General features: G+C 61.1%; 10 protein-coding genes, 1 tRNA gene and 1 pseudogene. 11 read left to right on the top strand and 1 reads right to left on the bottom strand.

The features are described 5' to 3' along the window. The first annotated feature begins 3 nt into the window (after window positions 1–3). The 11 genes and pseudogenes from acuI to R0J92_RS04790 form a co-directional block, all read left to right on the top strand. Window positions 4–999 carry an acryloyl-CoA reductase gene (gene acuI, locus R0J92_RS04740; RefSeq protein ID WP_411050891.1) on the top strand — a complete coding sequence of 332 codons (996 nt, stop codon included), beginning with the start codon at window positions 4–6 and terminating at the stop codon, window positions 997–999. 138 nt (window positions 1000–1137) lie between these two features. Then, window positions 1138–2373: an aminotransferase class V-fold PLP-dependent enzyme gene (locus R0J92_RS04745; protein WP_411050892.1), complete on the top strand. Its 1236-nt coding sequence runs from the start codon at window positions 1138–1140 to the stop codon at window positions 2371–2373. Between the two features lie 30 nt (window positions 2374–2403). Next, window positions 2404–3828, top strand: coding sequence for a cryptochrome/photolyase family protein (locus tag R0J92_RS04750; RefSeq protein ID WP_411050893.1), 1425 nt, complete (start codon window positions 2404–2406; stop codon window positions 3826–3828). Window positions 3829–3965: 137 nt separating this feature from the next. Beyond that, the gene (locus R0J92_RS04755) at window positions 3966–4406 is read left to right on the top strand and encodes a TrgA family protein (RefSeq protein WP_411050894.1); all 441 of its coding nucleotides are present in this window, start codon (window positions 3966–3968) and stop codon (window positions 4404–4406) included. 24 nt (window positions 4407–4430) lie between these two features. Then, on the top strand, window positions 4431–5546 hold the full coding sequence (locus R0J92_RS04760) for an NUDIX domain-containing protein (protein WP_411050895.1): 1116 nt from the start codon (window positions 4431–4433) through the stop codon (window positions 5544–5546). A gap of 93 nt (window positions 5547–5639) precedes the next feature. Further along, complete coding sequence (locus R0J92_RS04765) at window positions 5640–6674, top strand: cysteine synthase A (protein WP_411050896.1); 1035 nt, start codon at window positions 5640–5642, stop codon at window positions 6672–6674. Between the two features lie 5 nt (window positions 6675–6679). Then, entirely contained in the window at window positions 6680–9223 is a 2544-nt protein-coding gene (locus R0J92_RS04770; RefSeq protein WP_411050897.1) for a DUF3772 domain-containing protein, read from the top strand. 251 nt (window positions 9224–9474) lie between these two features. Beyond that, a tRNA-Ser gene (locus R0J92_RS04775) sits at window positions 9475–9564 on the top strand. Window positions 9565–9749: 185 nt separating this feature from the next. After that, window positions 9750–10577 (top strand): inositol monophosphatase family protein, encoded by an 828-nt coding sequence (locus tag R0J92_RS04780; RefSeq protein ID WP_411050898.1) that lies wholly within the window; start codon window positions 9750–9752, stop codon window positions 10575–10577. Then, entirely contained in the window at window positions 10564–10773 is a 210-nt protein-coding gene (locus tag R0J92_RS04785; protein ID WP_411050899.1) for a hypothetical protein, read from the top strand. The genes R0J92_RS04780 and R0J92_RS04785 overlap by 14 nt, the downstream gene beginning before the upstream one ends. A 639-nt stretch (window positions 10774–11412) precedes the next feature. Then, a pseudogene (locus R0J92_RS04790) lies at window positions 11413–12003 on the top strand (Hint domain-containing protein); the annotation flags it as partial. Between the two features lie 19 nt (window positions 12004–12022). Here the strand turns inward: R0J92_RS04790 and R0J92_RS04795 are convergent. Beyond that, window positions 12023–12628 carry an NTP transferase domain-containing protein gene (locus tag R0J92_RS04795; RefSeq protein WP_411050900.1) on the bottom strand — a complete coding sequence of 202 codons (606 nt, stop codon included), beginning with the start codon at window positions 12626–12628 and terminating at the stop codon, window positions 12023–12025. Window positions 12629–12733: the final 105 nt, after the last annotated feature.

Genomic DNA, 12733 nt, shown 5'->3' on the forward strand with positions numbered 1-12733 from the left:
AACATGTTCAAAGCACTGGTGATGACGAAAGACGCAGACAGCGGTAAGGCCTCTGCGGCCATTGAAGAGCTGAACGAGGATCAGTTGCCCGACGGTGAGGTCACCGTGGCGGTCGACTATTCCACCGTGAACTACAAGGACGGCCTTTGCCTCAGCGCCAAGGGCGGCGGGTTGGTGCGTACCTATCCGCATGTGCCGGGGATCGATTTTGCCGGAACCGTCGAGGAATCTTCGGACGGTCGCTACAAGGCGGGCGACAAGGTGGTGCTGACCGGCTGGCGCGTCGGTGAGGCCCATTGGGGCGGCTATGCGCAAAAGGCGCGCGTGAAGGCCGACTGGCTGGTGCCGTTGCCCGATGGGCTGGATGCCCGTCAGGCCATGGCCGTGGGCACTGCTGGTTTCACCGCCATGCTTGCCGTGATGGCGCTGGAAGATCACGGGCTGAAGCCGGGGCAGGGCCCGGTGTTGGTGACGGGGGCTGCCGGTGGCGTCGGCTCTGTCGCCACGGCGATCCTTGGCCATCTGGGCTATGAGGTTGCCGCCGTGACGGGCCGTCCGGAGACGGGCGACTATCTCAAGAGCCTCGGCGCCACCCAGATCGTACCGCGCAATGAGCTCAACGAGACCGTCAAACGCCCGCTTGAGAGCGAGAACTGGGCAGGCTGCGTCGATGCGGTCGGCGGTGACATGCTGGCGCGGGTGCTCGGGCAGATGAAATACGGCGCCTCGGTCGCGGCCGTGGGCCTTGCCGGGGGGGCGGCACTGCCCGCCACTGTGATCCCCTTCCTGCTGCGTGGTGTGAACCTTCTGGGCATCGATTCCGTGATGCAGCCGTTCGAGAACCGTCAGCGCGCCTGGCAACGCATTGCAACCGACCTGCCTATGGACAAGCTGGAGGCCATGGTGCAGCCCGCAACACTGTCCGATCTGCCAAAACTGGGCGCGGATATCCTCGCCGGTCAGGTCAAGGGCCGCGTGGTTGTCGATGTGAACGGCTGACCCGCCCACAGGGACACGTATCTCACCTCGGCCCACGGGCCGGGGCGCGCGTTGCGTCGGGTTAAAGCGTCGCAATTCTTCGTTTCTAGGCTTGATCTTATGGCGTGAACTTGCACTCTCTGTCGCGAACATTCTGGAATGGAGACGAGAGACGCCATGGATATCGACTTTGTCCGAAATCAGTTTCCGGCCTTCGCGGAACCCTCGCTGCAGGGGCAGGCGTTTTTCGAGAACGCAGGCGGGTCCTACACCTGTCGTCAGGTCATCGACCGATTGATGCGCTTTTATACGCAGCACAAGGTTCAGCCCTACGCCCCCTACGCCGCATCCGAGGCGGCAGGGGCAGAGATGGATGAGGCGCGCAATCGGCTTGGCGCGCTGCTTGGCGTGCGTGCACAGGATGTGAGCTTTGGCCCCTCGACGACCCAGAACACCTATGTTCTGGCGCAAGCCTTTCGGCAGTTCCTGCAACCGGGCGAGAAGATCATCGTTACGAATCAGGATCACGAAGCAAACTCCGGCCCCTGGCGTCGATTGGCGGAGGCGGGGATCGAGGTCGTGGAGTGGCAGATCGACCCGGCCACCGGCCACCTTGACCCGAACGCGCTAGAGCCGCTGTTGGATGAAAGCGTGCGGCTGGTCTGTTTCCCGCATTGCTCCAACGTGGTGGGCGAGATCAACCCGGTGACCGAAATCACCGCATTGGCCCATGCCGCCGGCGCCTTTGTCTGCGTCGATGGCGTGTCCTACGCGCCGCATGGTTTGCCGAATTTGGGTGAGCTTGGCCCGGATATCTACCTGTTTTCCGCCTATAAGACCTATGGGCCGCATCAGGGTATTATGGTCATCAATCCGGCACTGGCCGAGATCCTGCCCAACCAGGGACACTATTTTAACGGCGATGTTCCTTACAAACGTTTCACGCCCGCAGGTCCGGATCATGCGCAGGTCGCCGCCTGCGCCGGCATGGCGGACTACTTCGAGGCATTGGCAGATCATCATGGTGCATCCGATCTTCGGGGCGCGGCAGTGGGAACCTTCGTGCATGACCTGATGCGCGAGCGTGAAATTACGTTGCTTCAGCCGTTGCTCGACGCGGTGAAGGATCGCAATGACCTGCGCCTGCTTGGCCCCTCGGTTGCGCAGGAGCGCGCTCCGACCGTCACATTGGCCCTGGGGCGCAGCGCTGAACCGGTGGCACGGCAGTTGTCCGAACATGGCATCATGGCCGGTGCGAGCGATTTCTACGCCGTGCGTGCCCTGTCTGCGATGGGGGTCGACCCCGCGCAGGGCGTGCTGCGGCTGAGTTTCACCCATTATACCAGCGAGTCGGAGGTGACAGGGCTGATCGAGGCTCTAGATCGCATCCTGTAACGTTCGGACGATCAAGGGATATGACTGACCATGGCTGACACCCGACCGGTGATCTGGTGGATCCGGCGCGACCTGCGCCTGCGCGACAACCCGGCCCTGAGCGCCGCATTGGAGACGGGTGCGCCGATCATCCCGCTCTACATCCACGACCCGCAGGACGAAGGGTTGGGAGCAGCGCCCAAGTTCCGCCTTGGCCTTGGGCTGCAGCGGTTCGCCAAGGCGCTGGAAGGGCGCGGCAGTCGCCTGACCCTGCGCCGGGGCAAGGCGCTTGATGTGTTGCGCGATGTGATCGCAGAAAGCGGCGCCGGTCAGGTCGTCTGGTCCCGGCTTTATGATCCGGAGGCGATCAAACGCGACTCCGAGATCAAAGAGCAGCTCAAAGCCGCTGATATCACGGTGAAATCCACAGGCGGCCGTCTGATGTTCGAGCCCTGGACCGTGGCGACCAAAGAGGGCGGCATGTACAAGGTCTACACGCCGTTCTGGAAATCGGTCCGCGACCGCAGCGTTGATGATCTGATCGACGCGCCCGCACGCCTGGCCAAACCCGAGGAGTGGCCCAAAACCGACCGGCTGGCCGACTACTCCATGGGCGCCGCCATGCGCCGCGGAGCGGATGTCGTCGCGCCCTATTGCCGGGTGGGCGAAGACGCGGCGCTCGAACAGCTGGACGATTTCCTCGACGACCGCGTGGCGAGCTACAAGACGGACCGGGATTTCCCGGCGCGGGCGGCCACCTCGGAACTCTCGGAGAATCTGGCCTGGGGCGAGATCAGCCCGCACCGCATGTGGCACTTGGGCGCGCGCGCCATGGCGAATGGCAAACAGGGCGCGGAGCATTTCCTCAAGGAGGTGGTCTGGCGCGAGTTTGCCTATCATCTGATGTATCACTCTCCGCAGATCCTGACCCGCAACTGGCGCGAGGAATGGGACGGGTTTCCCTGGCAGGAAGATCCGGGCGAGGCCTTGGTGCGCTGGCAGCAGGGGCGGACCGGATATGATTTCGTCGATGCGGCGATGCGGGAGCTCTATGTCACCGGCAAGATGCACAATCGCGCCCGGATGATCGTGGCGAGTTTCCTGACCAAGCATCTGATGATCCACTGGAAGCATGGCATGCAATGGTTCGAGGACTGTCTGGTTGACTGGGATCCAGCCTCCAATGCGATGGGGTGGCAATGGGTTGCAGGCTCTGGCCCCGATGCGGCACCCTTTTTTCGGATCTTTAATCCCGATGGTCAGTTGGAGAAGTTCGACCCCAAGAGGCGCTATGTGCGCAACTGGATTGCGGAGGGGCAGTCTGATTGCCCGCGCACGGCGCTTGATTTTTACGACGCGATCCCGCGCAGTTGGGAGCTGGACCCCGACATGAAGCGCCCCGAGCCGGTGATCGATCTCAAACGTGGGCGTGAGCGCGCGTTGGAGGCCTATAAGGACAGCCGAGACACAGGATGACGGTCGTCCGGACGATGTCTCCTAGATGAGGGATTGAGGCCACCCGTCCAGAGAAAACCCGTGTTGCCACTGGATTTGTGAAGACCCTGGGCCTACCGTGGGCCTCGATCAAGCAGCTTCGCAGGAACAAATACACGATGCCCACTGCAGCCCGCCTGGTGGCGGCATTTGCCCTTGCCGCCCTGGCTTTTGTCCTGTCGGGGCAAATCATGCCGCTGATGCCCGATGATACTGACTTTGGTTATTTCACGCATGTGAACATGGGCTTGGCGCTTGTTGTCGGCTGGCGCGTTATCGGCCCGCGTGCCGGGCGCGGTCTGGTGCCCGGCATCAACAACGGTCTGACGGGCACTGCGGTTCTGGTGCTTCTGGCGCTGGTCCTGCAAGGCGCCGTAGAGATGTTCCGTCTTGCCAATCGGCATATCTACGACGGTCCGTTCGAGGCGTTGGCTGCGATTTTTACGATCGCTCTGGAGTATTTTTTCATCATGGCGGTCCCAAGCGTTCTGGTGACATTTGTGCTTGGTGGCGTGGTTGTTGGCTTCGCGACTGAAACGGCCAATAAACGCTGGAAATAGCAGGCTTCGGAAAGGGTCATCTTCGTGACAGATGTGTTTGTTGCCGGTGCGTTGCGGTTGCCGGAAGTGCTGCGGGCAGTTGTTTCTCCGGCCCCCAAGACCATACGAACCTGTTCAGCCGGGTTGGATGGACACACGCTCGTGGTCATTGATCCTGCCCATTCACCTGCAGTGGTGTCCCGTGCGGGTGCAACGGTTGAGGGATTGTTGCTCTGTGATCTGTCCACCGACGACTGTGCTGCGATCACCTATTATCAACGCTGTTTTGCCAGATCCCCATATCCGTGTACCGTATCGGTCGCGGGCGAACGCCGTGAGGCCATAGCTTATGTCAGCGAAACCGCTGTCGAGGCGGCTGCAACCTCTCTGTGCGATTGGGCGTCCGTCTGGACGGCTGTTGCTGCGCGGATGGCAGAGGAGATAATGGCGCATCGCGGTCGCAAACCCGCGCCGGACATGGTTCAGTCGTTGCATTCCATGCGCATGCGTGCCTCGGCCTGGTGCGCCGCACAGCAGCGCCCCGCCGATCTGCAATATGATCTGTCCCGCGATGTGATTGTGCATGCCCACAAGCGGGAATACGTCAATTTCTTCGCAATGGAGGAAATGGACCTGCAATACCGTCAGTTCGACGGGTCCATGGGGCCGGTTATCAACCGTGGGGCAATGCTTGTCGGTGAGGCTGCTGTTCTGCTGCCCTATGATATCAAGCGGGACGCTGTGCTGTTGGTACAGCAGTTTCGCGCCGCGATCTTCATCGCTGGCGAACCTGCGCCTTGGAGGTGGGAGCCGCCCGCAGGTCTGGTTGATCCAGGGGAGACACCGCAAGACGCGGCACGGCGCGAGGCCAGAGAAGAAGCCGGGGTGAGAGTTGGTCATCTGGAACCTGTGGGCAGTCTCTACCCATCCAGCGGCTCGTCTGGCGAGTTCACCCATATCTTCTGTGGGCTTGCCTCGTTCGACGAGAACGAAGGCGGTGGCGGTTTGGCAGGCGAGGGCGAAGACATCCGCAGTAAAGTCATCTCGTTCCAAGATTTGATGGCGCAGGTGGACGACCGTACCTTTCAGGACATGCCTTTGGTGACAGCAGCGCTCTGGCTGGCGCGTCACAGGGACCGTCTTCGCGCTGAATTCGGCTGACACCACGTGCCAGACCTGCGGTGAGCCTTGCGCGCCCTTGTGATCGTGCTTGGCCCCGGCTACATCAAAAGAGAACGAGCGAAAGGGACCTCCATGCGCATTGCACGCGATCTGGCCGATGCGGTCGGCCATACCCCTCTGATCCGTCTGAACAAAGTCAGCGAAGAGACCGGCTGCGAAATTCTTGGCAAGGCGGAGTTCTTGAACCCCGGCCAATCCGTCAAGGATCGCGCGGCGCTCTATATCATCAAGGATGCGATTGCCCGGGGCGATTTGAAGCCCGGAGGCACAATCGTCGAAGGCACCGCAGGCAACACCGGCATCGGTCTGGCGCTGGTTGGGGCCTCCATGGGCTTCAAGACGGTGATCGTGATCCCGGAAACCCAGTCCGAAGAAAAGAAGGACATGCTGCGTCTTGCCGGGGCGCAACTGGTCCAGGTGCCTGCCGCGCCCTATAAGAATCCGAACAACTATGTTCGCTATTCGGAGCGTCTTGCGGCCGAGCTTGCCAAAACCGAACCGAATGGCGCGATCTGGGCCAATCAGTTCGACAATGTGGCCAACCGTCAGGCCCATGTGGAAACCACCGGGCCGGAGATCTGGGAACAGACGGGCGGTAAGGTCGATGGCTTCATCTGCGCCGTTGGCTCTGGTGGCACCTTGGCCGGTATCGCCGAGGCGCTGCAACCCAAGGGGGTGAAGATCGGTCTTGCGGATCCAAACGGTGCCGCGCTCTATTCCTTCTACACCACCGGAGAGCTGGCGTCCGAAGGATCCTCCATCACCGAAGGGATCGGGCAGGGGCGGATCACCAAGAATCTGGAAGGTCTCAAGCCTGACTTCAACTATCAGATCCCCGATTCAGAGGCGCTGCCTTACGTTTTCGACCTGCTGCACGAAGAAGGACTGGTACTGGGCGGATCTTCGGGCATCAACATCGCCGGGGCCGTGCGCCTGGCCAAGGACATGGGGCCGGGCCACACCATCGTCACCGTGCTTTGCGATTACGGCACGCGCTACCAGTCGAAACTGTTCAACCCTGATTTCCTGAAGGAAAAGGGCCTGCCGGTTCCGGACTGGATGACACATAGCCCGGCCTCCATACCCGGCGTGTTCGAGGACAGCTGATCTCAATGACCGACTTGAAGAAACTCATCCAGGTCGGTCTGCTGTCGCTGACCTGCCTGCTGCTGCCGCTGGCGGCACTGTCGCAGACCGTTTCTGCGACCCAAACTGCAGAGAGTAGCGCGGGCCTTACGGAGGCCCGCGATCTTGCTCAGGATGCGGCCTCCGGCGCCCTGGGTGAGTATTACGAATCCTGGCAGCGCACTGCTGACCGGGCAGAACGCGTTCTTGACGCCAAGCGCGCCTCCAATGGCGCGCTGGAGGCGCTGCGGGTCGAACTGACGGGGTATCGTCAGCAGTTCTTGGATGCGGGCAACCAGAATGGGGACCGCCTCAAGACCCTGCGTGCCCAGATCGAAGCGCTGGGTCCAGTCCCGGAGGAGGGCAAGAGCGAGCCGGAGAACATTGCGAAGCTGCGTGAGGAACTGCAAAGTCAGCTCGCGACAGTGACAGCGCCGCAGGTGCTTGCTGATCTCGGCTACAGCCGTGCTCAGGGACTTATTACCGAGATTGACAAGCTGATCCGGGAGCGCGCGACACGCACGCTTCTGGAGCGGGTGCCGATGCCACTCAATCCAGAAAACTGGCCCGCCGCGGTGTTGGACGCGACCAAGGTTCTGGGCGCATTCTGGCATGAAACGGCGGATCTGATGGCTCAGGCCACCACCCGTGAAACCATCCGGTCGCGCCTGCCGGTCTTGCTGCTGCTGCTCGCAGGTTCCGTGTTGCTGCTGGGCCGGGGGCGTCACTGGGCCAAGAAAGCGGGTGCATATCTGCGAGAGTTGGGCTGGAGGGGCACCGGTGTTTGGCGCTTCATTGTATCGCTGTTGCAGGTCCTGCTGCCTTATTTGGGCACGGTGCTCTTGGTGCGGGCGATAGATATTTCAGGCGTTCTGGGCGTGCGTGGGACGTTGTTGTTGGACGATGCGCCGTTATGGTCGCTCATTCTGTTTGCCTCTCATTGGCTCGGCGAGCGGCTCTATGTCTATCAGCTCACCAACGAGCTGATCCCATTCGAACCTCGCGCTCAACGACAGGTCAGGGTGCTGCTGGTCTCGCTTGCGCTTGTGCTGGTTATGCAGCTGATACTGGGCCGCCTGGACACAATCGAGAATTTCGATGACGGCACCTATGCTGTCCTGAGCTGGCCTTTGATCCTGCTGGCCTCGCTGTTGCTGGTGCGGATGAATCGTATCCGGGTTCGTCAGCGTCGCGATGAGGACACTGAAATCGGCGAGGAGGATGACGAGGGCGCCATCGCCGTGGGCGCAAGCCGTGCGATGTCGCTGCTGCGCCGTCTGGTGTTTTGTCTCGCACTCATCGCGCCTGTGCTGGGGGCGATTGGCTATATCAATGCAGCGATTGCCATCATCTATCCTGTTATCCTGACACTCGCGCTGGTCACGACGCTCATGGTGTTGCAGCGGTTTCTATCTGACATCTATGACTGGCTGACGCGCAACAGTCAGGGGGCAGAGGACTCGCTTTTTTCGGTGATGACCGGCTTTGTTCTGGCGCTCCTGTCGCTGCCGTTCTTTGCCCTGATCTGGGGCGCGCGCACATCGGATCTGACAGAGCTCTGGTCGCGCTTCCTCGAAGGCTTCGACATCGGTGATACCAAGATCTCACCGACGATCTTCCTGACCTTCGTGGTGATCTTTGCCTGTGGCTATGTCCTGACGCGTCTGTTGCAAGGCAGCTTGCGGTCTTCGTTGCTGCCCAAGACCAAGATCGACCCCGGCGGGCAGAATGCGATCGTCTCTGGCGTTGGCTATATCGGCATTTTCCTCGCGGCATTGATTGCGGTGTCCACGGCTGGTCTTGATCTGTCGTCTCTGGCGATCGTCGCTGGTGCGCTGTCGGTCGGGATCGGCTTTGGCCTGCAGACCATCGTGTCGAACTTCGTCTCCGGGATTATTCTGTTGATCGAGCGTCCGGTCTCCAAAGGGGATTGGATCGAGGTTGGCGGGCTGATGGGCTACGTGCGCGACATCTCTGTGCGCTCGACCCGGATTGAGACCTTCGACCGCACCGATGTGATTGTGCCGAACTCCGACCTGATTTCTGGCACCGTCACCAATTACACCCGCGGCAATACCGTGGGCCGGGTGATCGTGCCGGTTGGCGTGGCCTATGGCACCGATCCGCGCAGAATCGAGCAAATTCTGATGGAGGTCGCCAAGTCGCATCCGATGGTGCTGATGAACCCGGCGCCTGCTGTGGTGTTCCAGGGCTTTGGTGCCGATAGCCTCGATTTCGAGATCCGCGCCATCCTGCGGGATGTGAATTGGGTGTTGTCGGTGAAATCGGACATGAACTACGAGATCGCCAAGCGTTTCGTAGAAGAAGGCATCGAAATTCCGTTCGCACAGCGTGATATCTGGATTCGCAACCCCGAGGCCCTGAAGGGCGAGGCAGGCCCATCAGACGCCACGCCCGCAGAGCCAACCGGGGCGTCGCCAAGTCTGCCCCCACGCGAGAACACCCCGATAAAGCCGGATCTCGCGGATGTTTCGGTCGAGGATGGTGCAGAAGGCGATGCCGACCGCTGAGCCAGACCTGCCTCTTTTGGTCTAAACCACCCAGAACGCCGCTGCAGGAGCCTCCTGTGGCGGCGTTTCGTATTTGGCGCAGGGGCGGCGCCATTGGCGGCTCTTGTCCTCTCCAAGGGCGTCGGCAAGCGCTTGATTCACTGCATGTTCACAGATGGTTAGAAGAAAACTGGGTGAGGGCAAAAAAACTGAACTTTTTGTCAGAAAGCCTATTGCAATCCCCTCCGTAATGCATCAAAAGTCGCCTCCACGGAGAGGTGGCCGAGTGGTCGAAGGCGCACGCCTGGAAAGTGTGTAGGCGGGAGACCGTCTCCAGGGTTCGAATCCCTGTCTCTCCGCCATATTACCCCACGACAGAAATTCGTATCGCTGGCGTCATAGTGACTGATGACGTTCTTTGAATTGCTGCGCGGCCATGTTGTTGCGCTGTCGTCAAAACGTCATGAAACCAGTGGCGACTTTCGCGTGAAGTTCCGTCCGCAACCGGCTAAGACCGTGGTGAAACGCGGACAGGGAGCGGATGCACATGCGGCTGGATCAGGATATCGAAGAGGCCCTCATCACCATGGTGCGGGCGGCGGCGCGGGCAGAGATCATGCCTCGCTTTCGTAACCTTTCAGCCGGGGCGATCACCGCGAAATCCTCCGCCATCGATCTGGTTACCGTCGCCGATGTGGCTGCCGAAGCGCATATGACCCGCGCCGTGGCTCAGATCCTGCCCGGCGCCGTGGTGATCGGCGAGGAGGCGGTCAGCAAGGATGCGTCGGTGCTTGCACGGCTGCCAGACGCCGAAGTTGCGGTGATTCTCGATCCCATTGATGGCACCTGGAATTTTGCCAATGGGCTGGCGGTCTTTGGTGTCATCCTGTCGGTGGTCGTTCGGGGGCAGACCGTGTTCGGGCTGCTTTATGATCCGGTGATGGATGACTGGGTGCAGGCAAGCCTTGGCGGCGGCGCGTGGTTCGCAGCGCCAGGCCGCACGCCAGAGCGATTGCAGGTCGCACCAGAGCGCCCCTTTGCCGAGGCGACCGGGTTCTTGCCGCATTACGTGTTCCCGCAGGCCGAGCAACCCCGTCTGGCCCAAGGCATGATCCGCGCGCGGCGGGTCAACTCGTTGTTTTGCTCCTGCCATGAATACCGAATGATGGCGCAGGGCAACGCGGATTTTGTGCAGAATGAGAGTCTGAATTGCTGGGATCACGCCGCCGGTGTTCTGGCGGTGCTGGAGGCCGGCGGCCATGCGCAGCTGGTCGACGGGCGTGACTACGCTCCGGCGATCTCTGAGGGACGGCTGACGGTCTCCACGGGCGCGCGCATGCGGAATGAGGTGATACAGGCCTTTGGTCTCGGCTGATGGCAGCGCCTCTTGGCGCGCAGGACTGCCGATACATCCCCCCGCAGCGGTCAAGATCGGCAAGGCGGTATTCTATGCGCAGGCGCAGATGTCGCTGGACGAAGCCTATGTCGGGGAAGTGATGGCGTGGGATGCCGAGGCGGGCATCGGGGCGTTTATCGCCAAATCCGAGATGCAGGAGTGGACGGGCAAGTGACGCGCTAAGAGGCGACTATTGTTGCGCGTTTCGGCTTTGTATCCCCGCCATCAGCACCTGTGATTCGCAATGCCATGCAAAATACCGTGATGATTCGACCTCTGGTTCGCTGACAGAGCGAAACAAACGCAAGATGCACCGCTTGTTTGTCCGCTCCGAGCCAACAATGCGCTGATGAGACAAATGGGCACTGCGATCTCAGCGTAAAACCGCCATGACGTCGCGGGGTTTCGCCTGTGGAAACAATCGACAATGTCAAAACGGGCATTTGGATAGTTTGATGTGAATTTGAGCCAAATTTACGTGATCTGTCGGGCAAGCATCACGGGTGCGCGTGCGCAAATGTCGAAACAATAGATTGCTCCGCAGGACGCCATCGGGCGGTTGGCCTTTGGGACTGAGGTCTATGCGCAATTTTAACTGTCTTTTAGACTATGTGTGCGGGGGCGGCCTCGTTATCCCTGACCTCCACCATGATGCGGCTCGGAGGTGATCTCAGTGTCGCGAGGGATAGATCGTCGAGTGTTCGGCGAGATCGAAGGAGAGCGCGGCATGGCCAGAGATTCAGATACCCGAGATCCAGAGATCGCGCCATGCACCGGGATGAACTGGCGCGATAGGGACCGCGGACAGGCGCGGGTCTCGCCCTGCTTTACCCCTGGCACGTTGATTGCAACACCGCGTGGAGAGCGATTGGTTGAGAATTTGCAAGTCGGCGACCGAGTTATCACCCGCGACAACGGCATCCAACAGATCCGTTGGATTGGCCACAACGCGATGGGGCGAGAGGGGCTGGCGCGGGCCTCCTATCTGCAGCCGATCCTGATCCGACAAGGCGCGCTTGGCAACGGTCTGCCCGAGCGCGACATGATGGTCAGTCCAAACCACCGGGTATTGGTGGCCAACGACAAGACCGCGCTTTATTTCGAGGACCGCGAGGTTCTGGTCGCCGCAAAGCACCTGACGGGCCTGATCGGTATTGATGCGGTTGAGACCACCGCGGTGACCTATATTCATTTCATGTTCACGCAGCATGAAGTTGTCTTGTCGGATGGCGCATGGACCGAGAGTTTTCAGCCCGGTGACCAGTCGCTGCGCGGATTGGACAATGCGCAGCGCAACGAGATATTCGAGCTCTTTCCCGACCTGCGACATGCAGAAGGTCAAGAGGCCTATCCCTCCGCCCGCAAGACCCTGAGGAAGCGCGAAGCCAAGATGCTGTTGCACTGAGTTACGGCATGCCCTCTGGTTATGTCTGTGCCCTGCCAGCGCGCCAGGCAGACCAGGCGTCCGGCGTATCCAGATCTATGAGCGCATGTTGCCCGGGCAGCGCGATCTTCGTCACGGTTTCACCTAGCAGCACGTGGCGCGCGCCTTCGTCGCCCTTCAGGGCCTGTAATGCGGAGAAGCAACGACGCGGGAACAGCACCGGGTGACCTGGGCGGGTGGCGCCTGAGTTATCCTGACCTGTCGCACGCAGGATTGGTCCGTCTGGCCCGGTGAAGTGGCGTGCAAGCTGCCGGAGGTCCGCCGTCGTCAGCTCTGGCATGTCAGCAGGCAGGATCATCACACCGTCGATCATTGCGGGCAGCGCCCTGATTCCGGCGCGAATGGAGGCGCCCATGCCCTCGGCCGCGTCAGGCACCGGAATGCACTGAGCCGGGTCAATCAGCGCGGCGCGCGGATGGGTTAGGGCGGGGACCGTCACCCGGACGTCAAAACAGGTCGCCTGCGCCTGCTGCAGCAGATGAGACAGGAGCGGCTGGCCGGCGACCATTTCCAGCAGCTTGTCACCACCCCGCATCCGGGAGGAGGCCCCGGCAGCGAGGAGGAGAATCGTGAGAGCGTGAGGCATGTATCGCGCACCTTGTGTTGAGCGGCGCCGGTCGGAGCCTCCGGCGGAGGTATTTTGGAAAAGATGAAGCGGGATGCCAAGGGGGTTGGTCAGCCTCAATGACCT

Origin of the sequence: Tritonibacter sp. SIMBA_163 (assembly GCF_046535935.1) — a bacterium.
GTDB lineage: Bacteria > Pseudomonadota > Alphaproteobacteria > Rhodobacterales > Rhodobacteraceae > Epibacterium > Epibacterium scottomollicae.

Excerpts from the sequence above, each read along its gene's own strand:
- R0J92_RS04765 (WP_411050896.1), top strand. The coding sequence starts at position 5,640 with ATGCGCATTGCACGCGATCTGGCCGATGCGGTCGGCCATACCCCTCTG.
- acuI (WP_411050891.1), top strand. The coding sequence starts at position 4 with ATGTTCAAAGCACTGGTGATGACGAAAGACGCAGACAGCGGTAAGGCC.
- R0J92_RS04745 (WP_411050892.1), top strand. The coding sequence starts at position 1,138 with ATGGAGACGAGAGACGCCATGGATATCGACTTTGTCCGAAATCAGTTT.
- R0J92_RS04780 (WP_411050898.1), top strand. The coding sequence starts at position 9,750 with ATGCGGCTGGATCAGGATATCGAAGAGGCCCTCATCACCATGGTGCGG.
- R0J92_RS04755 (WP_411050894.1), top strand. The coding sequence starts at position 3,966 with ATGCCCACTGCAGCCCGCCTGGTGGCGGCATTTGCCCTTGCCGCCCTG.
- R0J92_RS04750 (WP_411050893.1), top strand. The coding sequence starts at position 2,404 with ATGGCTGACACCCGACCGGTGATCTGGTGGATCCGGCGCGACCTGCGC.
- R0J92_RS04770 (WP_411050897.1), top strand. The coding sequence starts at position 6,680 with ATGACCGACTTGAAGAAACTCATCCAGGTCGGTCTGCTGTCGCTGACC.
- R0J92_RS04795 (WP_411050900.1), bottom strand. The coding sequence starts at position 12,628 with ATGCCTCACGCTCTCACGATTCTCCTCCTCGCTGCCGGGGCCTCCTCC.